The organism is Lacticaseibacillus mingshuiensis (assembly GCF_016861785.1).
In the GTDB taxonomy this organism is placed as follows: Bacteria; Bacillota; Bacilli; order Lactobacillales; family Lactobacillaceae; genus Lacticaseibacillus; species Lacticaseibacillus mingshuiensis.
Window position 1 is genome coordinate 74,577 of record NZ_BOLS01000011.1, and the last position, 23,897, is coordinate 98,473.

Sequence of the window (23,897 nt, forward strand, 5' to 3'; positions counted from 1 at the left end):
CTCAATTTTACCCGAAGCCACGAAAAAAAGCACCGGTCGTCGCCGATGCTTTCACCTGGCCCCCGACGCTTTGTGGTCAAGGCCGCTATGTTTGGTGCCGTCGAAAGGTGATGCCGGTAAGGGGGGGCGCCGTTAAGATCTGGTACCGTCAATTTCTGGTGCTGTCAGATTGGCGCGCATTCAGATTTCGTGTACTCAGATTTCGTGTACTCAGATGTCGAGTACTCAGATTTAGCGCATTCAGAATTTGGCGTGATCAAGCCGGCTGCAAGTCCTTGTCATCGCGGGTCATCCGCGCCTCATCTTTTGACTCCTCGTGATCATCCGCGTCGTCTTCCTGGCGTGCGATCTCTTCTTCCGTCAGCATGTCCTTCACGTGCATCGACACGCCGACCACCGTCATGCCAGTCATCTCTTTGACATTGCGCACAATGGCCTTGGTTACTTCGGCAAAAACAGCCGGGGCATCCTCACCATAGCGCATGGTCGCATCGAGTTCGACTTTGACATTTTGATCATCATCGACAGCGACCGCCACGCCCTTTGTCGGGTCCTCATTCTTGCGGAAAAAGTCGGTCATGTCATGCAGCATGCCGCCTTCCAGACTCAACACCCCGGCCACTTCGCCGCTGGTGCGGTTGACGATCTTTTTCAGCACACTTTCATCAAACGTCAGCTTGGTCTCAAGTTCAGGCGCCATGTCCTTGTCCGGTGTCATCCCCGGGCCATGCGGCAGATCCTTGTCCATATGTGGGGGCATCGGCTTTGCGTCCTTCATGTCATCTGTCATGTCGTGCATCATCTCATCATTTTTTTGATCTACCATATTTGCTCCTTTGAGGCCTTGGCCTCGGGTCACTTGGTTGTCTGTTGCCATTCGCGGCGCGTCAACACGTCATTGATGTGCAGATTCAACTCGACTAGCTGCAGGCCGGTCATGCGATCGATCGCATCGGCCAGCTTGGCGCACAGTGTATCAAAGATGGCCTGCGCGTCGGCGTCGTATTCCAGCAACGCGTTCATGTCGATCGCCACTTGGTGTTCGCCGACTTCCGCCTTGATGCCTTTCGTCTGGCGCTCTTGATTGAAGGTCTCGGCCAAACTGTCGACCATCGAGCCTTCCATCCCAAGCAGCCCGTCGATATCTTGCGCGTTGATGGCGGCGATCTTTTCCAGCACCTTATTGTCAAAAGACAAATGCGAATTACTTTTCAGCGTCTCTAATCCGTTATCCGTGATCGTCTGCATCCTGTCACCTACCGATCCTTTTGCAGCTGGCGCTTGCCAGAGCGCAACCAAGCCATCAGCTCCTTGCGCGCAGGCCACAGCCAGCGTTCCGTCATGTAGCCAGCGATTGCAAGTAGCGCGGTCAAAAGCATGCCCCAAAAGCCGAAGCGAAGAAGCACGATCGCGATCGCAAAACCTGCAAGCAGGCCAATTGTGCCAGTTTTCATGGGCGCCTCCTTACAGCACGCGCGCGGTGCCGCGCGGGGCTTGACTGACAGGCATCAGGTGCACTTTCACCTTTTTGACCTCAGTGCCCAGCAGTTGCACCACCTTGGCGCGGGCCGTTTCTTCGATGCGCTGCCCTTGCGCCGCCAGACTCTGGCCGCTCATGCTGATCGCTTCGACCATCACCTTGGCCGCCTCTTTCTTGTGCATGGTCACGTCCACACTGACGCCTTTGACCGCATGCTCTTTTGCGACCGCCTTGGCCACCGCGCTTTCAACGGCTTGCCGAGAGATCGCCAGTGAGCCGCGGTCGCCGGTCATCACCAGCTCTTGATGGGTCGAGCGGCGAAAAAGCGCGACCAAAAGCATCGCCACGAAGACGATGAACACAAGACTGGTCAAGGTCAGCATAAGAATGCGGCTGATCGACCAGTGGTCAAGCAACCACGTGTCCACCGCGGCGACCGGCCAAAAATAAGCGGCGATGAGCAGTGTCTGACAGATGCCGAGCAATGCGACTAATACCAGTGCGACTTTTGTGAGCGGTCGCATAAAACCTCCTGACAAAGACACCGCCGAAATATTTTTCGCCGGTCAGCCTTTGTTGACTATGCGCGTTCGCGCTTGCTGCCGAGCGTGCCGATCAACAGCGACACCACGAAAACCACCACAATGGCGCCGATGATCGCAGGGAAAATGGCCATGCCCGCCACGCTTGGTCCCCAGGAACCCAGCAAGGAGGAGCCGACCCATGCGCCAACGAGACCGCCAATAATATTGCCGATCCAGCCACCAGGCAGATCACGGCCAACGATCAACGACCCGATCGCACCAATCACCGCCCCAACGATCAAGACCCAGATAAAATGCAGCATTGTCATCACCCTTTCTCTTCTTGATTTGGGCCCTCTGCCCTAAATCAAGCGTACCGAAATGGTGTCAAGACGCGCAATAAAGATGCTTATCTCGACTATTAGTTTGCGGATATTCAACTGGCGTCGGCCGCGATCTAGCTTGTCCTGCAATGGCTTTTGCGAGATGACTAATCGGGTTAAGTAGGTGGCGGCGTGGGCTTGCAGCACGTCAAACGATCACAAATGAGTCCCCCTTCGTTAAATCTTAATGATGGCCCGCTATACTGGAAAATACATTTGGCCCAGACAGATACGAAAAAAATATCGCAAAGCGGCATCGTGATCGTCTCAATTCTCGCCGCCGGTCTCACCTCACGTCCAAAGACTGATCGACGGAAAAAGCTGATCACTATTTTTGGGGGAATCATGAAAAAACGTGTATTGGCAATTTTGACAGTGCTCTCTGTCCTATTCGCCTTAACAGCATGCGGCGCGCAAGCTGTGAAGCCAGACTATACCGAAAAGACTGCGGAGACAGCGCTCAACGCCGGCAAGGATCTTGAGGGAAAAACCGTTCAGTTGACAGTCGACAAGCTCGCGCCAAATAGCATGTTCGGCTACAACATGCAAACTGGCAAACACCTCAACTTTGTCAGCTCATCAAACCCGAAAGTTAAAGCGGGCGACAAGGTGACCGTGAAAGTGACGAAGGTGCAGTCGATGATGGGGTCGTTCATCATTACCTATAGCGATCTGAAAAAATAGGCTTCAGATGAAAAATTTGCTAAACAAAAAGCGCCAGAACCGCGACGAGATGCGGTTCTGGCACTTTTTCCGATTCATGTATCACCCGTACGGGATTCGAACCCGTGTTTCCTGGCTGAGAACCAGGCGTCTTAACCCCTTGACTAACGGGCAATGTCCTCAATTAAGCACAAGTAATAGTTTACCGGATTCTCCGCACATGTCAACAAAAAATTCCCGAAAAGACCGGCGACTGTCGATTTTGCGGCTGGCCGCGGTATAATCAAGCAAAGGAGATGAGCCCATGGATGTCATTTTCCACATCGACGAACCGGCAAAATGGCCGGTCGTTCTCAGCAATCTTCACAACTACATCACCGCGGCCACCGATGAAGGCGTGCTCGGTGAGATCGAGCTTCTCGTTAACGGATCGGCGATCACCGGAGTCACGCAGGCCAGTTCCGTCGCGTTTGCCGATTTGCAGGAGCTCGGCGTCACCGTGGCCGCCTGCAGCAATGCGATGCGCGGCCACGCGATCACGTCTGGGGAACTCAAGCCCGGCGTCCTCGTCGTCCCCGCAGGCGTTGTCGAACTGGTGAAAAAACAGCATGCCGGATTCGCCTATATCAAGCCGTAAAGCAAACAGCGTCCGCGTAAAATGCACGGACGCTGTTTTTGTTTCTTTTTCTCATTTCAGATCATGCGAATAAGACACCCATCCCTCGACTCGCTGGCCTAAGGTGTCGTACAGGCGCTGGGCATCAGTATTACTCGTGCGCGTCTGCCAGTCGACACGACTGCAGCCGAGTTGCCGCGCCAGCGCAAACGTCGCCGCGATCAGGGCGTGGCCTGTCCCCTGGCCGCGCAAGGAAGCCACCACAAATAGATCATTGAGCGTCAGTGTTTTAGCCAGCGCCCGTGTGTCAAACCCAAAATACAGAACCGCAAACCCAACGAGCACCTCGCCCTGAGTCGCCACTAGTAAGCGGCCGAACTCGGGCTGGCCCGCCAGCCGCCGCAGATGCGCCGCCATTTCCGCATCGTCAAATACATGCGGCACCGGACTTAACGCGTAATAAGCGTGCACCAACGGCACCAGTGCCTCAGCATCATTTTGCTCGGCCAGCCGCACCTGAATTGTCTCTGCCATCGTTTTCTCCCTGTTTCGTTTACACTCAGTGTCGCACGCAACAGACCGAAACGCCAGCTTATGGCCGCAAATGTGAGACTGCCTCGTGTCGCTCAAGAATTTTCTCAGCGCGATCGCTCATTGCCCAGAAGACGATCAAATGCACCGCAATGAGCCCGCCACTCACCAAAAGGAACATGTCATCCCCCACCTTTCGCGAAAATCATAGCAGGCGGATGTATCAGAAGATGGGCTGCAGGGACGGCTTTTGAAAAAGTTGTGTACAATTTTTGTGTCGTTTTCGTTTTGGCGTATACAAAAACCGCGGCGACCAAACCGCGGCTTTTTCGCTTCGAACGACTGACAAGCAGACTTACTTTGGTTGTTCAGGTTGCGGGCGTTTGCGCAGTACCCACAGCATCGCGCCAGCCAACAGAATGAGCAGGCCAAACGCGGCGGCGTTACCAGCCAGCACTCCACCTGGCGTGCCATGATCGAGCAGCCCGGACACGGACAACAGAATGCCGGTCAAACCGACAATGGAGCCACCTGCGATCAACCCGGAAGACAAGCTGACGCCATTTTGCACGCGCTTCGCATTTTCCGCTGGCTTGCGGCCTTCAACAACCTTGCGGATCAAGGCACCGACCAAAATGATGGCGGTGGTGGCCATTGGCAGGTAGAACCCAATGGCGACGGTCATCACTGGCAATTTTAAGAGATGCAGCACTACGCCCATCACCACGCCGATGAAAATGATCGTGAATGGCAGTTTCCCGGTGAGGATTCCTGAGGTCAACGTTGCGATCAAATTGGCCTGTGGCAAAGCAAACGCCGCATTGTCGCTGGTGTCGGCGAGCTGCCCCGCCAGCAGCACGATCACGCCGACCACGGTGATGGTGCCGAGCACCGCGGCAAGCAGGAACCGCCGCTGCATTTTTGGCCGATCCGCTTTCATCAACTCAGTGGCCTTTTGTGTTTGCGCATAGCCGCCGCCGATACTGATGGCGGTCACCACGAAAGTCGCCAGAAGCAGCAGCGACCGTGTCTCACTTTGACCCGTCCAACCAAACGCCACGAACAGCACGGTCAAAAGAACGAGCGAGGCGATGGTCATGCCGGACACGGGCAGATTGGACGTGCCAAGTGTGCCGGTGAGATTGGCAGCGACCACCACGAAGACAAAGGCCATCAAGATCGCAAGCGACCCGCCAAGCAGCCCGATCAACAGACTGCGGGAGAACAGCGCAGCCAGTCCGATCGTCGCCACAATGGCAAACCCGAGCAGCATCATGCCAAACGCGGAGCGGCGCTGGGTGCCACCGAGCGCACTTTTCAGCGACCGGCCGATCACTGGCACCAATTTCAGCGCGCCGATGATCCCGCCTGCCAGCATCATGCCGGCGCCAAGATAACGAATGTAGCCGCCGGAAATGCCATCAAACGCGAGCTGATTGATCGCGCTGTCGCTGGCATTCCACACCGTTGCCCCGCCATGCGCCATGTCGGTAAAATACCCGATCAGTGGCACAACGGCGAAGTTAGCCAAAACTGAGCCGGCAAACATCTGGACCGCGACCTGCAGCCCGACGATAAAACCGATCCCGGCCAAAAGCGGGTTAACTTCCAATTCGAATTTCCACTTAAAGTCTTTTGCCCCGTAAAGCACGAAATGGTTGTTGATCCAGCCAAGCATCGACCCCGTCAACATGGTGAGCGTGCCGCCAATGGCAAAGCCGCTGGCCATCATTTTCAACCCTTCCCCACCATTGGCCGAGGCGCGAATGGTCTCGCTGATCGCCATTGCCTCTGGATAGATCAAGGTATCCTTTGAGTCGATCAATAAATGATTTTCAACGATCGAGGCCGTGCCAATGCCGAACAGAACGCCCAGCGTGCCGACGAGAATCGCTTCAAAAAAGTTGATCGACGCGCCGATGAGCAGCACTGCCGGCAGGACGAAGATCATCCCACTGGCGATCGTTTCGCCGCCCGAGGCCATGCCCTGCATCTCATTGGTGCCGGCAAAGCCTTGCCGCTTCGCAAATGCGCGCACGACCGCAGAACCGATGATCGCACCGGGGATTCCGGCCGCGACTGTTAGTCCCGCCTTCATACCAGAATAAGCGGTTGATGCCGCAAACAAGATCGCCAGCAGAATGCCGACGGATAACACGATGGTGGCGCCAGTGCGCGAGCGCGCTTTGACACCGGTTTTGGGAACGCTGACAGGTTTTTCCATCGCAAAGTTCCTCCTTATCAAGATAATGATTAACCACCTTGATTAAATCGTAGCATCTTGACTAGCCCGAGCGCTCACATGAACACTTGAACAGGAAAAAAGGGTGCGGAGCGGGGCGTTTTGGGCTGAGCAGATAGGTCGGCCTAGACGCTTGATGGCGCTCTTGGCCATCGAGTGGCTGGGTCGACTAGCTGTCTCAGCCCTGCCCCGCGAAGCCCTACTAAGGGTGCGGAGGTGCGCGGGATAGTCGTGCGGCTAACTTGGGCTGGGTGCTTGATGGCGCACTTCGCCATCAAGTGCACAGCCCAGTTGGACGATGCGACCATGCGCACCGAAGCCCGACTGAAGGTGCCGAGCAGGGCGTTTTGGGCTGAGCAGATAGGTCGGTCCGGCCCGGCATTCAACGAAAAATCGCCACATAAAAACCCCACCGACGCGCGATGGGGTCCTGATCAATAGAGTTGTTTGGCTTGATTTTGATAGCTGTGAAATGCCGGTATGGTCAGCTCGCGGTCGTGCTGAGTGAGTACCAACACGGTGGTATTCTGTAGCCCACCATCAATAAAATCATAGATTGCCGCATCGCGAAACCCGATCGCAGCGGCATCCTCGGCTGCATTGCCGTAATACACTGTTTTTATATTCGCCCAGACGATCGCGGCCAGACACATCGGACACGGCATCGCAGAACTGTACAGCGTGCACCCGCTCAGGTCATGGGTGGCCAGCAACGCCCCCGCCTGGCGCAGTGCCATGATCTCGGCATGGGCAGTCGGATCATGCTGCGCCAACACCTGATTATGCGCCGCAGTCAGAATCGCGCCATCCTTAACGATCACACAGCCAAATGGGCCGCCTTCGCCGCTGATCAGATTGCTTTCAGCTTCTTTTGCCGCCTGCGCCATAAATGATTTGTCATAAGTCATTTTCTGCGCCTCATTTCTTGTATAATCAAAAGAAAAGCCATGGAGGGTTCTCATATGTCAAAAAAGCATTCGTTGCGCACCTTTGGTATCATCACCACCGCGTTGAGCGGGTCCCTGCTTGCGACCAGCGCCGCCAGCCTGGCGATCGGCATCATCGCGATCATTAAGGGCAACCGTTAAAGAAACACCATCGCATCGGCCGAAGCGCCTGGGCGATGGTGTTTTTTAGTCAGCCAAGCGATGCAACATTTCATCCAGCAGTGAATGCGTGAGCCGGCTCGTTTGTGGCTCGACCGGGTTGGCCGTGGAGTTAGCCACTGCATCGACAAACGCGTGGACCAACGGCGCAAACCCGCGCGTTTCAAGGGTGGGTTCCCAATCCGGCGCCACCTCAGTCGTCACGCTACTGTCAGCAAAGTGCTGCAGCTGACTCAGATTTTGAACGCGATACACCCCAGTTGGTGTGGCGACAGTGGCTTCCTCCAGATTGGCGCCAGCGACCAGGTTGATCGCCGCCTCACCATGAACCCCATTGCCCGTGAATGTGATGCTGGCTTGCTCGAGCAACCCCTCTTTATTTTTATGTAAGCTGAAGCGCGCGTTTGGCTCTTCTGGAAAATTGGCCAGCGCCAGCGCGGTATCCAGGGGGTGAATCAACAGATCATAAATGGCTTCTGCCACTGGCTGGGGCGCGTTGACACGATTTTTGACGACCGAGATCATATTTTTATCCGGCAACGCGATCAACTGCTTGTCCAGCGGGGCAAAACGTCGATTAAACCCGACCGTCAGCAGTTTCTGGTGCTGCGCGGCCAACAGATAAAGCGCCGTCACCTGCGCCATCGAGGTGGCCAGCGGCTTGTCGATGAACACATTGACCCCGCGGCTCAGAAAATGTTCCGCGAGTTCATAATGTGCCGGTGTCGCGGCATGAATCATCACTGCATCAAGATTGAGACCATCCAGCGCCGCGACCTCGGTGCCAGCCGCCACCATGTGATACTGATTGGCCAAGGTCGTCAGCTTAGCCAGATCGCGAGTCATCAAATAGAACTGGACCTTATCCTGCATCTGCGCGTAAACAGGCAGATAAGCTTTCTGGGCAATATTGCCCAGGCCGATCACACCGATATTGAGCATCCCTTCACCGTTCCTTCTTGTTTCGATAGCCTAACGCTAGCACACCAAGCAAGACCGGTCAAAAGCTTTTCAGGCGTGGCCGGAGAGTGGTGACTATTTTTATATAAAACATAAATATTCCGTGATTTTCCGCGCGCGGCCCTTCATAATAGGAAGTGTTGGCAAGTCCGTAGCGGTGCGGCGCCAACACCATCAACATCATTGGAGGAACGATCATGACATTATTAATTGGATTATGGGTGATGCTGGCCATCATTGGCGGTGCCACCGCAGGAATCCTGAGTCACCCCACAACACGGGGCAAACGCTCGGCGAAAATTGGGCGCCTGCTGACCGTTGGCGCAGTGCTCTTGCTACTTGTTGGCTGCGGCGGTTCGCCATCCGGAAAAGACTCAAGCAAGGCGGATTCGGCACGCTCGTCGAAGATCGCCAGCAGTAAAGCGAAAGCCAAGCAAGCAAAAGAGGAAAGCGAAGCAAAAGCCTCAAGTGAGGCAGCGGCTTCCAGCGAAGCAGCCGCGTCGAGTGAAGCCAAGTCTTCATCGATCGCAGCGGCCTCATCAAGCAAAGCGGCCGCAACGAAAAAAGCGGCAGCGGCAAAGGCAGCGGCAGCGAAAGCAGCAGCAGCCAAAGCCAAGGCAGCAAAGGCGGCCGCAGCCAAGAAGACCGCAACCAGCCTCGCCAATCTTACATACAGCGGGACGCAAACGATCAACGTCAATGGCGGCAAGCCGACTTTTTCCAGCGCGGATCTCTCAACCTCGCGTGGCGCGTGGGAGAGTTACAGCGCCTTGGATCGGCTCAACCGCGCCACAGACGCCGAAGCACTGCTGAACAAGAGCTTGATGCCAACTGGCGAGCGCGAAGGCCTGACCTGGAACCCGACCGGCTGGCACAACAAAAAGCTCAAGAGTGGCTATCTCTACAACCGCAGCCACTTGATCGGTTATCAGCTTTCCGGGGAAAACAATAACCCGAAGAATTTGATCACCGGCACGCGCTCCCTGAACAGTCCGGAAATGTTGCGCTACGAAATGGACATTGCCTATTTCCTCAAGCAAAACACGCGCGCGTATGTCCGCTATTCCGTCAAGCCGGTTTATCGCGGCAATGACTTACTTGCCCGCGGCGTTCACATGATGGCCCAATCGGTCGGCGCAAGTGGTATCTCCTTCAACGTTTTTGTCTTCAATGTTGAAAGTGGCGTCACCCTAAATTACGCAGACGGCACCAGTACTGTCAGCGCAGCCCAAACTGCAGGCGCAGCCACTGCTTCATCGCAGAAAAAGGCGGCATCCAGTGCCACCACCAAGAAGACCCCGACAGCAGGCGCTGGCGAAGTGATCACTGGTCAAGGCAAGATCATCGGCAATTCACGGTCGAAGATCTATCACGTGCCTGGCCAAGCTGGGTATCACATGAGCTCTGAAAATGCAGTCTATTTCCAATCTGAAGCCGCCGCCCAAGCAGCCGGCTATCGCAAAGCAAAACGATAATGTCCTAACAACGTGGTCCTCCCTTTTCTGGGGAGGATCTTTTGATTCCCACTCATTGTTGATTACGGGATTGATCACAGGCCCTCTGGGAAATCTATGTACCCTCGATCCAGTCGGGCCTTTGACCGGACCGGGGGCCACACAAGTTGCGAACGGCAGGCCCTCGCCAGTCGCAACTTGTGTGAATACATTGCTCTTTGAAAACTTTGTGGCATCCGTGCCGCCGCCATATCGATTGCTGGTGCAGTAAGCTTAAGTCATGTAGGCTTAGAATTTCGGTGACCTTCCCGCTTCCGAAGAAGCAAGCGTCGTTCTCAAGATGGGCCGCATACCCGGTGCTGCAAACAAAGGTGGGCTGCACGACATTGTGTGGATGCCGGTAATGCTTATTCAACTTTCAAAGAGCGTGACATGGCGTTGCCGCCGGGGACAGAGCAACAATTATGACCCGCCAAAGCGAGTCGTTCGTCTTTCATCTCGGGTGGATCTTTGAGTCGCCGCCATATCGGACGCTGGTGCAAGTTGGGTGACATATAGGCTTAGAATTTCGGTGACCTTCCCGCTTCCGAAGAAGAAGGTGTCGTTCTCAAGATGGGCCGCATTCAGCTCCTGCAAACGAAGGTGGGCTGCACGACATTGTGATGAAAGACTAGGGTGGGGACCCGGGCCCCCATGGTGCGTGTGCTGAGTACCTGCTGTACATCAGGCACTCTGTAGGTGTGGTTGATTCTCCTCAGCCCGGTCAGATAGGGTAACGCGCAGACGGCACTATCTGGATGCCGCCATGCTTTCCAGGGGGTCGGTAAGGCCACCACCTTCTCAGGCCTTACACTAGTAAAGCGTTTGCCGAGGGGTCAAATGTGAAGTGATTCTCTTAAATGTTTTGTAAAAGATTCTGGATGCCGAGATGACGGGCTTTAGGACGGATCAATTCGGCCAAAATCTTTTCAAATTTTAATTCTACGGACTAGACCACGCTCCTTTTCGTTGGATCATTTCAGCTGGCCGTGATCCGCTATGTACCCCCGATTCGATCGGGCCTTTGACCGGACCAGGGGCCACACAAGTTGCGAACGACAGGCCCTCGCCAGTCGCAACTTGTGTGATTGCATTGCTCTTTGAAAAACTTGGTTGGCATCCGTGCCGCCGCCATATCGATTGCTGGTGCAGTAAGCTTAGGTCATGTAGGCTTAGAATTTCGGTGACCTTCCCGCTTCTGAAGAAGAAGGTGTCGTTCTCAAGATGGGCCGCATTCAGCTCCTGCAAACGAAGGTGGGCTGCACGACATTGGGATGAAAGACTATTGGGAACCCGGGCTCCCATGGTGCGTGTGCTGAACAGCTGCTGTACATTCAGGTGTTCTGTTGGTGTGTTGTTTCCCTCGACCGCCCATGGAGTCGAATGAATATGCGTGCGACAGTCTCCACTTGGGGCATGCTCATTCGGGCGTCGGCAAGAGCCCACCTTCCTGACCCTTACATAATATTAAGCGAGTGGGAGCCGGAAAATGTGATCGGAAATTTTGAAACGTTGATGTACTGCGGGTTCCGGCAATCGCTGAAAATCCGCGAATAGTTCATGCTTTATACTGAAATTAGTGGTCATGGACGCACACAAGACAGAATAAACGATGCAATTTTAACCGGCCTAAACTCGACGACAATTTCGAGTACTGCGCCATCATTTCATCTCCAACGGGACGTAGCAAAAACTTTTGTGATAGCGTCACACCCAGTAATGACAGTGTTTTGAGACTCTTCGCGCATACAACCTCGCGTCTACAAGGCCGTGCGGACAAACAAATGTGACCGCATCGCACAGGTTGATTGCTTCGCTTTGAATCGACAGCCCACTTTCACGGACCACGAGACCATGACTATAAATCTGACGAGATAGACAATAGAAGTCTGCGCACTCCAGGTCCGGGCGTGCTGAACTGGTGTGATGCCGTCACATTATTTTTCTTCAGCGCCGCGGGAAAAATGCAATCGGCATTCTCTGAAAACGGCAATCGCGCTATTGTGCTGGCAGAGATCGAGTTCCGCATTCCGGCAGAACGCACGCCCCCGGGGGGGAGCAAATATAAAAACTTTCGTGATGGCGTCACACCCCATCACGACAACGTTTAACGGCGATGCGCCAAGCGCCGACGAGAAAAATTGCGCACAAAAAGACCGCCAGCACTGTCATCAACGCATGAACGAAACCTCATTCACGGTCTGCACAATACTAGCGGTCTATGATGGTGCTTTTTACCTCATTGAACCTCGCGTCATTACAGGCGTGCGGTCAATTCCTTGGTCATATCTTCAAAGCCAGGACGGCCGAGAAGCGCAAACATGTTTTTCTTATCCCTGGCAGTCTCGATAGCCTTACAGAGCGCCTGGCGAGGCCGGAACGGCGGCTTTTTTACCTATATTTTGTCCAGCATCTACACCATTTTCTACACCAATATCTAAACCGTGTGTTCTTTTGGCCAGCAAACCTAAAGGAAAAAGCCCCGCCCTGCAAAGGGTGAGACCGCAAGAAACGATGCACCGTTTTAAAAAAAATTCGATGATATGTAATGCCATTTTAGCACATCATATCGATATGCCAATTTGGACCGCACAAAAATAGCCCCACCCCGCGTTAGCAGAGTGAGGCAATGATGAGCTGTGATGAGATTTAATGAGCTAGAACGGATTCCCCGTCCCAATACTGATTTGCAAGCGGTCCAAAGGCTGCCCGAAGTTGCCGGCGTAGCTGTCAGTCAACCCGGCCACCGAACGGCCGTCATCACAGACAGTCCGCAACCATCCAGCTTGCGTTGTGGTCTGTGACCGATAGTAAGCTTGGCTGTAAGCTTCGCCCGCTGGCGTGATGTAAATCATTTCGACCGCGTCGATGGTCTTGCCGAGTGTGCCAGCATAGCCGTTGACGGCATCCGTGTGACTGTATCCCGTGACCCACGGTAACCACTGGCCACCGATCACGCGGACGCGATATTTGATTGTCCCGTGGCTCACCTTGATGCAAAGCGCATCATGCTTGTGGTTTGGATTGCCTGCAAAACCAGATGAGTTTGAGTTGTTGAAATTGGTAACAGCTCCAAGCCAACCATATCCTTGCTGATGCAACTCGTAGGTGACGTTTACCGCTACTGCCGCCTTAGTCCGTGTCGTGTGATTGACCACAGTGGGTGTGGACGCCTTGGCGGTTGCCACGGGTTTACCACTGATTGCCGCATACTTGGCCCACGCCAGCTTGTCGCCGTAAAAGACGTCGAAATCCAGCGATGCGCCCCAACCGGATAGACGACCAGATGACGTGTATTGGAACATCGCCATGGACGGCCAGCGCTTGAGGGTGCCATACAAATCGCGAGGCTGGTAGCCAGAAACAGTGTTGTAGTTGTTGTATTGGGCAATCCACACGCCGTAACCGGCATTGACCACGCTTGACCAGTCATAAGCGTTCTCGACAGCCAAGCTCATGTAGATAACTGGACGAACGCCTGTCTTTTGATAGACGTAATCCAGCCAAGCCTTAGCCCACGTAATGCTAGGCCGAGCTGGTTCGTAGTCCAAGACAAGCATAGCTTTGCCGATATACGGCTTAACAGTCGCTAAGAAATGATCGGCTTCAGCTTGCACATTGCCATTGGAGGCAAAGTGGTAGAAACCTAGCAATGAGGGTGCGTTGGCGATTTGGTCAGCCATTGCCGGATTTGTGTAGCTGGTGGATTCAGTTGCCTTTACGATACGAAAATCGCCGGGCATATTTGGAATCCCAGTTTGATAATTTGCGATGTCAATACCGTTTAATACCATTCTATTTTGCCTCCTTATCTACCTCGATTGCGCGGTTTTCAAACTTCTTGTAGGCATCGAAGTACATTTCGTGTTTATCGCCGTTGTATGTCAGTTCGTAATACATCCCATCAGACAACGTCGTATACGCCAATGCCTTGCTGTTCTGCAATGTTTTGGATAGCCACACAATGTAAATATCATCTGGTGTCAGACTTACATTGTCGGTCTTATCAAGATGTTCGTTTGCATAGTCGCAAACCGTGCGCTTTACTAAAGCTAAAAAACTGTCTGTACCCATTTTACTTGTCCTCCTGCTTTGGCTTAGCATAGGTCAAAGCCTGAGCGCTGTCAGACACGCCCGCAGTAGTCGGATCAGTCACAACCCCAAGAATCGCAAGCAGAGAAAACACCGCATTGATCACTGCAGTCAGTTGGGTGCCAAGATTAGCAAAGTCCCACTTATACCCAAACACTGCGGCAATTGCCTGAATGACTAGGAGTAATGCCGGCACTGCTGCCAGCCAGAATTTTCCGCTCAATACTCGTACTTTCCAATTAATCTTCATGTTGAACCTTCCTTTCAGTTTTTGATCTGAAGTTGTAAAACCTTGTTGTACAGTGCTTCACCCGTTCCATTTCCGCCCAGGGCTTTGTAGCTGCGGAAAAGGTAATTCAAATCGTCAAGATCGTCGGTACTGATATACCCGGCCCCGATGTGCTGATTGCAAAGCATATAAACATCATGGTGCAACAGGCCGACAAGCCCCGTATAAATCGCCTTTCCGTGTTTTCGATGCGTCTGCCACCGGCTTAAAAACCAACCCAACAAAGCCCCACCGCCCAACTCTACAAAAATGTCTAACCAACTCTTAAAATCCACATCATTTCACATCCAATCAACAAAAATAGCTGTCCCACTGACCAGCATCAGTCTGTCCAATACTGAATCGAGTTGAGCTGAATAGTTTTGGCGTCTGTGACCATCGCTATTACCTCAAGTGACCCATCCGTGTTTGCATACACGCGAGCCATGTCGGTGCTATTTGAGCTTCCTTGTAAACAAACAAAACCTGACAGCTGCTTTGGTGCTGCATTTGGAATATTGGCAAATTTTCCTGCCTTAATTGGCGTGTCCAGGAGACCGCGAAGAAACACATGATTACCAACTTTTCGCCATTGCGGGGTGTTCGTAGAATGGGTAACAAAGCCATTGATCATGACCAGGTTTTGCCAACCGGTATCAGAATAGACATATTGATCTGTATATGATTTAGCACTGGCAAGTGTTGTGGCGTCCTCAGAGTCCGCATAACTTTTAGCACTGGCAAGTGTTGTGGCATCCTCAGAGTCTGCATAACTTTTAGCACTAGCAAGTGTTGTGGCGTCCTTGCTATCCGTCTCAGACTTGTTGTAGAAGTCTCCTTGATTATATGCACTCAAAACCGTTTGAATGTCGGTATTCATGGCATCGATTTGTTCCCGAAGGGAGTTGAGCGTGCCATCAATAATCGTGATGTAGTCATCAGCCTGTGTTTGGCTCATGTCCACGGCGGCTTTGATGACAAAAGCCACGTCAAATGTTGACTCCGAACCATCCGCATCTAAGAAACTAAAATAGGCTGTTTTTATTTTTCCTGGTGCCGCAGACAGGGCATTGGGAACCTTATATGTGAATTCACCACCCGCTGTATCGACCACCGTAAACCCGGTGCTGTCAGCTATCACGGCGGCACCGTCTGCCGTATTAGCCTTGAACATTGGGGTAAAGCCGTCGAGAGATATTGCTGTGCCATTGTCAGACAAAGTCGCATCGATCACCACGGCTCCAGTCTTGTCACCCTGACGTAAGAACACGGGCTCTGGAGCGATGGTGTTTTTTGAATCAAGAGTTACTTTGTACGTTCTGATTGCCATTGGGTATCAGTCCCTCCATTTTTTCCAAGCCTTCATAAGTGTCTTTTGTATCAACGAGGCGCTGATCCTCGAATCCTCGGCGCTTGCCTTTAAGCTCCCAGCCAAATGCTGAATCAGGACTGTCTGACGAAACGATGAAGTAGTCCTTGCCGCGTTCAGAAACCCAGAATTGCGCGTCACTGTATGCTGTCAAGAACACTTGATAAGGCTTATCCGTGTTAATCAAATCAAAAACGAGCGGATCAATGTCCACTCGCACTGTTTCGTCTTCTCCCGTTTTGCTCTCGCCAATATCGCCGACATAGTTTTCTGCCAGCTCGTATGCCGGAGTTGCGCGAAGACCATCACGAGTAACCTGCACAGCGTTTTTTGATCCGTTGTAGACATTGAAGTCACCAAGAACAGATACTTTAGAGCTTTTGACCTCTAGCTGATTTCCAGTACCTCCATTGGCACTAAGCTCTATGACTGACGGATGAGTGATCCACATACCACCAGGCTGACTGCTAGCGATTGCTGTTACCAATTGCCCATAAAGACCGTATTTTGGGTCATCATAAGTAGCACTATCCAAAATCTTAAAAACGCTCTTATATGGTATGGTTCCGTCGTCTTCTGCTTTTGATGGATCCGATATTCCTAAAGATAGCGATTTGCCTTGATACGTGTTTAGTGTGGTACCTGTGGTTTTTTTAGTTGCTATGTCATAAGCGGCGCTGAGTAAGCCTATATTATTATCCAAGTCGCTGAACGTCATTGTGCCGGATCTAAGCTTTATCTTGTAGTGATCACTAGCTGTTTCGAATGCGATTCCGGAAATCAAATCGCCAAACAGCCTATCGGCGACCACTCCATCAGCAGTAATCGCTGTTTTGAAGGTTTGGCCGCCATCTGTTGACACACCAACGCCTGCGCTGTTAAGGATTACGACTTTGTTAGCGTCACTCTTATCAATGGCGATGATTCCCTGATCTGTAAAGCTAAGCTCTGTCCTTGCTGCGAGAAGACTATTAGTAGCTAGCTGCACTTGCGATGTTAGCCATTCATTAGGCACTGGAATCTTGCCAGCGGCTACGTTAGATAGTGTTGATTGTGATGTCTTCTGTTGTTCAGCAAATGCCAAGCGGCCACATTCAACCTCCGTTTTGGTTCGAGTGCCGCGAATATCATAATCACTGGTTACTTTGATGATTCGAACCTTATCACTGAAATTAAGGCTCTCATCAATCACTGTGATATAGTCGCCGGGGTTTGCCATCGCGTAGTCATACCCGACTGATTGCAGATCAACGAGGTTAAGCGTGAGTGAAATTGCCCAGCTACTATCGACGGCTTTTTTGACAGCCGCAAGCAAGTTGTCAGCGATCGTATAGCGCTCGTCAGCAACCGGAGCGGCTTCAATAGCACCAAATTTTGGATAGTAGTAGTCATACAGTGGGGACTTGTACTCAACCTTCAAGCGGTCGCTCGTGGTGTCGTCTGGCTTGCTGTATGCACCATATCCGCGGCCATACGTGGCAAAATTGGTGTTATCCGTTTGAATTTCAGCCGTATCAAGGTTGAATTTCTTCCGGACAACGGTTGATAGATCTGATCCCATTGCTGGGACGATATGAACTACTGTGCCTTCAACAGAGAACTCAACTTTTGCTTGATCGATGATGCCGTTGAATAGCGACAGACGGTCACTCATGCCCCAGTCTTGCTTTTCAAAAGCTTCGACTGAGGCTGTATTGTCATACGTGTACCCAGTGCCAGAAAACAGGGCATCAAGGTAGTTGCTTAGTGCATGCGATCCGTTCCAAGTCTCGTAGAACCCGGTCTTACTCATCTTGTAGAAGAAGGCCTGAACCGCGCTGAAGGTGATCGTGTTGTCCTTATCATTCTTTGTGTATGTGACAACAACATAGCCCTCACCAAGAAAAGAGAGCGTCCAGCCTTTGGCAATATTATTCTTAACATCTTGGCCAAAATAGATTGTCCCAGATAACGACTTCTCACCATTCACAGCATCGGTTTTCTCAATCTCACACTGGGCTTGATATTCATTATTATCAACGTCTATGAATGTAATCAATAATCACGCCTCCTATGCGTATAGATTTTGGAAACTGAGAATTCGGACCGCGCCTGGCACGTTACAGGTAATCCGATTCGGCTTATCTGGTTGCAAAATAAAATAGGCCTTGTTCGTCTTGCTGACGATACTTAGCCCATTTTGGGTGTAGCTAAAACCATTCAGTAAGATCACATCACCAGCGGCTACAGCATTGCTAGACGTCAGCTCAGCGTCATCAATTTTGAAAGACAATGAAGACGCCGAACCGGTAGCAGTTAGCTGAACAGTGAAGCCTTGCTCGAGTTGATTACAAGGAACGGTGCCGCGGTATGGCACATTACTGCTAACATCAATTTCTGTCGGCGGTGTCTCACCGTAAGGCAGCTTCATCGTCTTGAATTCTGCTGTTAGCTTGTACAAGAGTGTCCCATTGACGTTGCCAACCAGCTCCATCTCAGGTGCTTCTGTATAAACAAGGAACCGCTTGTGGGACGGATAATCTTTCAGCCTATCGTAGTATCCTCCGGACGTCTCGCCAGGACGTTCCATCGCCACACTAGGCGTTGTTTTCAGCTGGGTAATGTAATACCCGTTCGGATCGGAAAGCAGCGCATACAGCTTCTCACGAAGTGCCTCTTCCTCGTCCATATCATTAGCCCGATAGTAACCGGTAATGTCGATTGTCTTGTCTGTATGCCATCCTCCAAAATCAATGTTCCCGTTGCGCTGATCGAGCTGCATATTGTTTCGAGTGACTGACGGTGCCGATTCCTCGAATTCAGTAATCAACACCTTGTATTGGCTTAGGTAGTATCGGCTACCATCTAGCTTTTCAACTAATAGATCCATATACTACCCTCCAATCGGCCGGAAGTAGCTGCTAACGGCTGCGTCATTGGCGTCAGCCTCTTTTACCATGCTGTTAATTCCGTTCTTATCAACGTTGTTTTGGACGTAGATGTTTGGCGTGATTCGTTCGCTTGCATCAATTGACTGAGTGACGTCTCCAGAGCTGAACTGTGCGCCCGCGTTTGACAAGTTGCTGATGTTTACCGACATATTGTCAGAAATTTCGCTTGCCATTCCAGAAACCGTCTTTTGAACAGCTCCGAATGACTTTTGCAGTCCTTGATTCAAACCACCCATGATTGCATTACCAGCAGGGATCAACAGCTTGGCATCGTAGCTAATAGGCCCTTTGTGCTGGCGAATCCAAGAAGCAATACCACCGACAAAGTCCTGAACCTTACTCCATGCAGCCTTTAACCCACTGAAGAAGCTGTCCATGATAGCACGTCCAGCATCGAGCAAATTGAAGTGCACTAATGCATTAAAGCCATTTTTGATACCATTGACGACATTTGAGACGATATTAGTAAACCCATTCCAAATGTTTCTGGCTCCATTGACAATGTTAGTAGCAGCGTTTATTACGGTTGACTTGATGTTGTTCCATGCTGACGAGAAGAACGAGGTGACTCTACTCCACAGCCCAGAGAAGAACCCTGGCAAAGCATTCCAAATGTTCTTGGCTGTGTTTACAGTGCCATTCCACAAACCAGATAGGAATGATACCATGCCGTTCCACAAGCTCTTCGCCGTTGAAACAATACCGTTCCACAACCCGCTGAAGAATGATCCAAGGGCATTCCAGATTGCAGAAGCGCCTGAAACAATACCGTTCCATACCGCTTCGATAACAGATGTGAATAGATTCCATGCTGTTTTGGCATAGGTTGTGATCAAACTCCATACTCCTGAGAAGTATGTGACAAGTCCCGTCCAAATTTGGCTGGCTGCCGTAACAATGTTTGTCCAGATAAGTTGAAGATCCGCCCCCAACTGTGTCCAACTTCCCGTGAGAAAATCTAACACAATCAGAATAGGACCCATAATGACAGCCTTTAACATATTCCAAACACCAGTGGCAATTGATACAATTCCTTGCCAAATTGTCGTTAAAGCAGGCCCAAACGTGTTCCATACGGCCATTGCAGCAGAAACAATACCGTTCCATAGTCCTGAAAAGAATGAACTGATTCCTCCCCATATGCTAGAAGCAATGCCAACTACTCCATTCCATATTCCAGAAAGAAATGATGTTAGCCCATTCCAAGCGCTCGTGGCACCATTTACAATGCCAGTCCATAAATTGCTGAAGAACGTAGTTACTGAATTCCAGCCATTTTGAACGCCTTTCGCAGCGCTATTGAATGTTTTAGTAATGCCACTCCATAGCCCACTAAAGAATGAAGCAAGACCACTCCACATGCTCTTTAGGCCAGAAACAAAATCAGACCAGATTTTTTGGCCAGTTTTTGTTTGAGTGAAGAAATAAATTAGCCCGGCGACTAGCGCTACAATAGCGGTCGCAATCAGGACAATAGGGTTAGCACTCATCGCAGCATTAAGAGCCCATTGAGCGACAGATGCTGCTGTTTCTGCAATTGAAAATGATCTTAGAAAAGTAACAATCGAAGATACAATTGAAAATCCTTTAAAGGCAACAACGGCGGCGGCAATTGCTACAGCAAAGCTTTTGACGATGTCGTTGTTGAAAGCAGATTTAATGAATTGCCCAATATTTTTCAGAATACCAATCATTCCATTTAAGGCGCCCCCAACTGTCTTGCTTTTGGTTGCAATCAGCGCGATTGCCACGCCCGCTGCAATAAACCCAAGAGAGACTGGCCCAAGCGCACCTGCAATCACGGAAAAATTGGTAATCACTGTACCGATAACCGTTGACAAAATGCCAAAAGCTACAAGCACAATCGCAATAACCGGCGACCAAGCAATCATGTTTTTAAGGAATGCTGCCATGGGGGTCTTAGCGCTTGCCAAATTGCTGGCAAGGTTGCCAATCGTGTTAAACAATTTCACCAATGCTGGAGCAGCAAGATTAATTCCGGAAAATACAAGCCCTTTAAGATCGTCCCCCATTTGGTCAAGGGCCGCCCCTACGTTCTTGTTCATATTATTAGCGTTATCATTCAAATATTTTGACGCTTTTGATGACGATGATCCAACGCCCTCAAGCGCACCTGAATAGGCGTCCCATTTAGATTTACCATTACCGGCACTCTTAGAAACAGAATTGATTAAAGGCAACATGGCTTTGGCACCGGCAGCCCCATAAAGATTGGTTAGAACAGCAATTTTACCAGACTGGCTTAATCCGTCCGTAGCTTTTGCCACCTCTTTAAGAATTGTCGGGAATGATTTAAAGTTGCCTTTTGCATCTGTGTATGTGATACCCAATTCTTTCATCTCGCCGGCAGCAACCTTTGAAGGACGAGCCATCAATGTTAAGGCATGAGCCAAATCTTGTGACCCCTGTGCAGCCGAAATGTTGTTCTTGGCCATAATGCCACTAGCTGTAGAAACATCGATAATTGACAAGCCCAAAGTTTTGGCAGTGGCGCCAACGTTTGAGAACACTTGGCCCATGTCACCAATACCTAAACTGGATAGGTTCGCATTATCAGCCAAGATGGCAGAATCTTTGGCAGCATTGGCAGCACCATTGCCCCAAATATTCATAGCGCCCTGGACAGTGATCGCTGAAGCTGATAAATCTTCGCCAGTAACAGCGGCAGCCTTAGCAATCGCTGGGAATTCTTTCTTAAGATCACTGACGGAAGCACCGTTACGAGCCATCTCGACCATGGCAACTCCGGCCTCTTGTGCACTGATCGGCAGTTGTTGCCCAAGGGCTACCGCTTCCTTTTCTAGATCATTCATATTACTTTTAAGATCTTTTGAGCTTGATCCGGCAATTACGGCTGCTTTGTTTATCGAGTTTTGAAAATCTCCGTAGCTCTTGATTGAACTTACTGCCATTGCGCCAATAGCAAGGCCAGCAACAGTGCTGGCCTTGCCAATGTTTGTCATGGCACCGCCGACTCGCTGACCGGCATTAGAGGCGGCGTCAGTACCAGATTTAACGGATGTTTGAAGCTTGCCCATGGCGGCCTGGAATGGCGCGATGTTTGCTGTGAATGTTGCGACTACGTTTGCCATTAGCTACCACCTCCAAATGCGGCATTGAGTTTCTTAATCATTTCTACATCAGGCTTTCTTTCTCGATTTCCACTGCGTTTGAGTACCTTTTGTTCGGCTTTGTCAATGTTCTTGTAGCCAACCTTGACTGACCGTTTAGGGTTCTTCGCGTTCTGAATGTTGGCAATGTTGACAGCAAGCTCCATCAAATCACGGCGCATATCGACATCACGCAAAAAAGACCCCTCCAACATCGAACGGGCTTCCCACATGTACAAATCGAATGGCATATTGGGATCGTATATCCCATGACGAGCAAAATCGGTTAAGAGAGACTCTTCTTCATTGCGTCCAGGGTATCCTTGGTCGCTGCTGCTTGAATCTTCTCCTCGTCGGTCTGGTTCTTCTTGTCCGTCAACGCTTTGCCGTATTTTTCGGTCAAGTTCAGCCAACGTTGTGCTGCATGTTTGAAAAAACCGGATTCATGAAGCTCCTGCTCAACTTCCTTGAATAATTCTTGCGACTTGCCATCTTCTTCGGCCTTGTCGAGCACGTCCATGACGTCGTCGTCGGTATATGACTTTGGCAGCAATACACGCAGTGCTTTGAACAGCGCCATATCATCATCAGTAACAAATGCCAGCCAGATGCTTGAGGCACCATCGTTCGCGCTCTCTGAGGAGCTGTACAGCTTGTTTGCACGGAACAACGCGCGGAAATTAAACTTGGCTTCTACAGGTTGACCTTTTACTTGAATTTCTAACATGAATATCCTCCTAGATTGTCGTCTCAGATCGGCCGTAGCCTACTCGTCTCTGTGTGCGACTAATTAAGCGTGTGACGTGGTTGTAGTGGTTGTAGTGGTTGACGTTGCAGAGCCATCCGCAAACTCGCCGGCTTTTTCGCCTGGGCGTTCGAATGCATAGAGCTGGTCGAGCATTGCAACCTGCTCATCTGAAAGCGGGAACGTGCCCGGCGTACCGTCTTCGTTCTTGTCAGCAAGTTTGCCGATGATGTTCAAAGTGAAGTCAATCTCGGAGAAACTGTCTTCATCTGAAATGTCGGCACTATCAACTACACCGTACCCAAACATTGCTGGATAAGCCTTGTGGTCGTCTTCTACAACGGCCAGACGTGGGTCAACAATGACACGCCATACTTTCACCTGACGGCCTTCATGCTTAGCGTCAATGATGATTTCATGTGCTTTATCGCCCGGAACCATGTACGTTGTCAGTTCAATGCTGTCTTCGTTGGTGGATGCGGCAATAATACGACCCATCTTGGTTTGTTCATCAAGAGAATCACCTTCGATACTGGTATCTCCAGATTCTTGGTGAGCCGGCAAAATTGCAGGACTGCCAACGGGTGCTACTTTAGGATCTGTCGATTGGATAAAGTACCAAACGTCTTTACCACGATATGGGGTGTCCTTTACAAACTCGATACCGTTATTAATAACTGCCATTTTAATAGTCTCCTTCTAGAGTAATGATAAGCATGCAGCGGCGTAATGGTTTGCTCTCGCCCATGCTTGTGTCGATTGAATTAGATGCCGTTAATGACTGCCATCGTGTCACCTTGCTCAGCGAGTGCTTCACCGATTGCACGTATTCCTCCCACGTTGCGGGCGGCGTATCGATGCTGTCGTAGATGTCAATCTGCTGACTGACGCTGGACAACGTTCCAGTCTTAGAGGACATGTCAGTGTCCACGTGAACGTTTATGAAGACCAGCGGAAGCGTGCTCTTAGCGTCAGGTTGGACAAACACCGGGTTCAATCTATCTGCGGTTAGCTGTGTCTGCACGGCCTCATACCATTCGGAAAGTATCATTTGAACTTCGATGCCTCCTTTAGCTTGTTCATCGTGTTTCTGATAAACACAGACTGCCCCCAATCAACAGCCGGACGCATGAATGGCTCGGCCGACATCTTGTAGGTTCCGAATTCAACAAACGAAGAATATTCTTTCTCTGCCTCAATGGTGCCCGTGACTGAGGTCGAAGTTTTTTTAACAGGCTTGACGTTTATGTTTCCTGCCATGACGCCCGTTCGCTTAGGCGCAATCTGCCTGGATTATTCATAGAATTTCAAAAAAGCAGCGCAATCCCACGATTCACACGGGACTGCGCTGCTTTGGTGTTTCA

Annotated in this window: 27 protein-coding genes, 1 tRNA gene and 3 pseudogenes; 6 read left to right on the forward strand and 25 right to left on the reverse strand. The window is 51.0% G+C overall.

The window, feature by feature from the left end; genetic code table 11:
• Positions 1-256: 256 nt before the first annotated feature.
• Genes JUE67_RS08220 through JUE67_RS08240 form a run of 5 tightly spaced genes read right to left on the reverse strand, consistent with a single transcriptional unit; the run spans position 257 to position 2,327 of the window.
• Positions 257-826 carry an Asp23/Gls24 family envelope stress response protein gene (locus JUE67_RS08220; protein WP_225877928.1) on the reverse strand — a complete coding sequence of 190 codons (570 nt, stop codon included), beginning with the start codon at positions 824-826 and terminating at the stop codon, positions 257-259.
• 29 nt (positions 827-855) lie between these two features.
• A complete protein-coding gene (locus JUE67_RS08225; protein WP_125697340.1) occupies positions 856-1,248 on the reverse strand; it encodes an Asp23/Gls24 family envelope stress response protein in 393 nt (130 codons plus the stop codon).
• A gap of 8 nt (positions 1,249-1,256) precedes the next feature.
• A complete protein-coding gene (locus tag JUE67_RS08230) occupies positions 1,257-1,454 on the reverse strand; it encodes a DUF2273 domain-containing protein (protein WP_203627374.1) in 198 nt (65 codons plus the stop codon).
• A 10-nt stretch (positions 1,455-1,464) separates the two neighbouring features.
• Complete coding sequence (gene amaP / locus JUE67_RS08235) at positions 1,465-2,004, reverse strand: alkaline shock response membrane anchor protein AmaP (protein WP_203627372.1); 540 nt, start codon at positions 2,002-2,004, stop codon at positions 1,465-1,467.
• A gap of 56 nt (positions 2,005-2,060) precedes the next feature.
• Positions 2,061-2,327, reverse strand: a complete 267-nt coding sequence (locus JUE67_RS08240; protein WP_203627555.1) for a GlsB/YeaQ/YmgE family stress response membrane protein — start codon at positions 2,325-2,327, stop codon at positions 2,061-2,063.
• Positions 2,328-2,732: 405 nt separating this feature from the next.
• Here JUE67_RS08240 and JUE67_RS08245 point away from each other — a divergent pair, with 405 nt between their 5' ends.
• Entirely contained in the window at positions 2,733-3,071 is a 339-nt protein-coding gene (locus JUE67_RS08245; protein WP_203627553.1) for a hypothetical protein, read from the forward strand.
• A gap of 81 nt (positions 3,072-3,152) precedes the next feature.
• Here JUE67_RS08245 and JUE67_RS08250 read toward each other — a convergent pair.
• Positions 3,153-3,224: transfer RNA gene (locus JUE67_RS08250), tRNA-Glu, on the reverse strand.
• A 130-nt stretch (positions 3,225-3,354) separates the two neighbouring features.
• On the opposite strand from JUE67_RS08250, the gene JUE67_RS08255 reads away from it, so the two are divergent.
• Complete coding sequence (locus tag JUE67_RS08255; RefSeq protein WP_125698448.1) at positions 3,355-3,687, forward strand: DsrE family protein; 333 nt, start codon at positions 3,355-3,357, stop codon at positions 3,685-3,687.
• 51 nt (positions 3,688-3,738) lie between these two features.
• Here JUE67_RS08255 and JUE67_RS08260 read toward each other — a convergent pair whose 3' ends face one another.
• The 3 genes from JUE67_RS08260 to JUE67_RS08270 all read right to left on the reverse strand — a co-directional run bounded on the left by JUE67_RS08260 (position 3,739) and on the right by JUE67_RS08270 (position 7,347).
• A complete protein-coding gene (locus JUE67_RS08260) occupies positions 3,739-4,200 on the reverse strand; it encodes a GNAT family N-acetyltransferase (RefSeq protein ID WP_203627371.1) in 462 nt (153 codons plus the stop codon).
• A gap of 352 nt (positions 4,201-4,552) precedes the next feature.
• Complete coding sequence (locus JUE67_RS08265; RefSeq protein ID WP_203627370.1) at positions 4,553-6,421, reverse strand: OPT family oligopeptide transporter; 1,869 nt, start codon at positions 6,419-6,421, stop codon at positions 4,553-4,555.
• A 452-nt stretch (positions 6,422-6,873) separates the two neighbouring features.
• A complete protein-coding gene (locus JUE67_RS08270) occupies positions 6,874-7,347 on the reverse strand; it encodes a nucleoside deaminase (protein WP_203627369.1) in 474 nt (157 codons plus the stop codon).
• A gap of 54 nt (positions 7,348-7,401) precedes the next feature.
• On the opposite strand from JUE67_RS08270, the gene JUE67_RS12830 reads away from it, so the two are divergent.
• A complete protein-coding gene (locus tag JUE67_RS12830) occupies positions 7,402-7,527 on the forward strand; it encodes a hypothetical protein (protein ID WP_263852822.1) in 126 nt (41 codons plus the stop codon).
• A gap of 45 nt (positions 7,528-7,572) precedes the next feature.
• On the opposite strand, the gene JUE67_RS08275 is transcribed toward JUE67_RS12830, so the two are convergent.
• The gene (locus tag JUE67_RS08275; protein WP_203627367.1) at positions 7,573-8,487 is read right to left on the reverse strand and encodes a Gfo/Idh/MocA family protein; all 915 of its coding nucleotides are present in this window, start codon (positions 8,485-8,487) and stop codon (positions 7,573-7,575) included.
• Between the two features lie 317 nt (positions 8,488-8,804).
• Between JUE67_RS08275 and JUE67_RS08280 the strand changes: the two are divergent.
• The 3 genes and pseudogenes from JUE67_RS08280 to JUE67_RS08285 all read left to right on the forward strand — a co-directional run.
• A pseudogene (locus JUE67_RS08280) lies at positions 8,805-9,722 on the forward strand (DNA/RNA non-specific endonuclease); the annotation flags it as partial.
• Between the two features lie 102 nt (positions 9,723-9,824).
• Positions 9,825-9,980 (forward strand): sunset domain-containing protein, encoded by a 156-nt coding sequence (locus JUE67_RS12925; RefSeq protein WP_444542885.1) that lies wholly within the window; start codon positions 9,825-9,827, stop codon positions 9,978-9,980.
• A 1,826-nt stretch (positions 9,981-11,806) separates the two neighbouring features.
• Positions 11,807-12,109: a hypothetical protein gene (locus tag JUE67_RS08285; RefSeq protein ID WP_203637117.1), complete on the forward strand. Its 303-nt coding sequence runs from the start codon at positions 11,807-11,809 to the stop codon at positions 12,107-12,109.
• Between the two features lie 146 nt (positions 12,110-12,255).
• Here the strand turns inward: JUE67_RS08285 and JUE67_RS08290 are convergent.
• From JUE67_RS08290 to JUE67_RS08360, 15 genes and pseudogenes are all read right to left on the reverse strand, one after another.
• Positions 12,256-12,330: pseudogene (locus JUE67_RS08290) on the reverse strand (glucose-6-phosphate isomerase); the annotation flags it as partial.
• Positions 12,331-12,352: 22 nt separating this feature from the next.
• A complete protein-coding gene (locus tag JUE67_RS08295) occupies positions 12,353-12,553 on the reverse strand; it encodes a hypothetical protein (RefSeq protein ID WP_203627365.1) in 201 nt (66 codons plus the stop codon).
• 102 nt (positions 12,554-12,655) lie between these two features.
• Positions 12,656-13,792 (reverse strand): GH25 family lysozyme, encoded by a 1,137-nt coding sequence (locus tag JUE67_RS08300; protein ID WP_203637118.1) that lies wholly within the window; start codon positions 13,790-13,792, stop codon positions 12,656-12,658.
• Position 13,793: 1 nt separating this feature from the next.
• Positions 13,794-14,072, reverse strand: coding sequence for a DUF6275 family protein (locus JUE67_RS08305; RefSeq protein ID WP_203627361.1), 279 nt, complete (start codon positions 14,070-14,072; stop codon positions 13,794-13,796).
• A 28-nt stretch (positions 14,073-14,100) separates the two neighbouring features.
• A pseudogene (locus JUE67_RS08310) lies at positions 14,101-14,340 on the reverse strand (phage holin); the annotation flags it as partial.
• A gap of 14 nt (positions 14,341-14,354) precedes the next feature.
• Entirely contained in the window at positions 14,355-14,630 is a 276-nt protein-coding gene (locus JUE67_RS08315) for a hypothetical protein (RefSeq protein WP_203627550.1), read from the reverse strand.
• Between the two features lie 71 nt (positions 14,631-14,701).
• Positions 14,702-15,688 (reverse strand): BppU family phage baseplate upper protein, encoded by a 987-nt coding sequence (locus JUE67_RS08320; RefSeq protein ID WP_203637119.1) that lies wholly within the window; start codon positions 15,686-15,688, stop codon positions 14,702-14,704.
• Complete coding sequence (locus JUE67_RS08325; RefSeq protein ID WP_203627355.1) at positions 15,657-17,765, reverse strand: phage tail protein; 2,109 nt, start codon at positions 17,763-17,765, stop codon at positions 15,657-15,659. The genes JUE67_RS08320 and JUE67_RS08325 overlap by 32 nt, the downstream gene beginning before the upstream one ends.
• A 12-nt stretch (positions 17,766-17,777) precedes the next feature.
• Positions 17,778-18,596, reverse strand: a complete 819-nt coding sequence (locus JUE67_RS08330) for a phage tail domain-containing protein (RefSeq protein ID WP_203627353.1) — start codon at positions 18,594-18,596, stop codon at positions 17,778-17,780.
• Positions 18,597-18,599: 3 nt separating this feature from the next.
• Entirely contained in the window at positions 18,600-21,770 is a 3,171-nt protein-coding gene (locus JUE67_RS08335) for a phage tail tape measure protein (RefSeq protein ID WP_203637120.1), read from the reverse strand.
• Positions 21,770-21,985 carry a hypothetical protein gene (locus JUE67_RS08340; RefSeq protein WP_225877923.1) on the reverse strand — a complete coding sequence of 72 codons (216 nt, stop codon included), beginning with the start codon at positions 21,983-21,985 and terminating at the stop codon, positions 21,770-21,772. The genes JUE67_RS08335 and JUE67_RS08340 overlap by 1 nt, the downstream gene beginning before the upstream one ends.
• Positions 21,986-22,074: 89 nt before the next feature.
• Entirely contained in the window at positions 22,075-22,515 is a 441-nt protein-coding gene (locus JUE67_RS08345; protein ID WP_203627341.1) for a tail assembly chaperone, read from the reverse strand.
• Between the two features lie 63 nt (positions 22,516-22,578).
• Positions 22,579-23,217, reverse strand: a complete 639-nt coding sequence (locus JUE67_RS08350; RefSeq protein ID WP_203627339.1) for a phage major tail protein, TP901-1 family — start codon at positions 23,215-23,217, stop codon at positions 22,579-22,581.
• Between the two features lies 1 nt (position 23,218).
• Positions 23,219-23,584: a hypothetical protein gene (locus tag JUE67_RS08355; protein WP_203627337.1), complete on the reverse strand. Its 366-nt coding sequence runs from the start codon at positions 23,582-23,584 to the stop codon at positions 23,219-23,221.
• Positions 23,581-23,817, reverse strand: a complete 237-nt coding sequence (locus tag JUE67_RS08360) for an HK97-gp10 family putative phage morphogenesis protein (RefSeq protein ID WP_225877929.1) — start codon at positions 23,815-23,817, stop codon at positions 23,581-23,583. Before JUE67_RS08360 ends, JUE67_RS08355 begins: the two co-directional genes overlap by 4 nt.
• Positions 23,818-23,897: the final 80 nt, after the last annotated feature.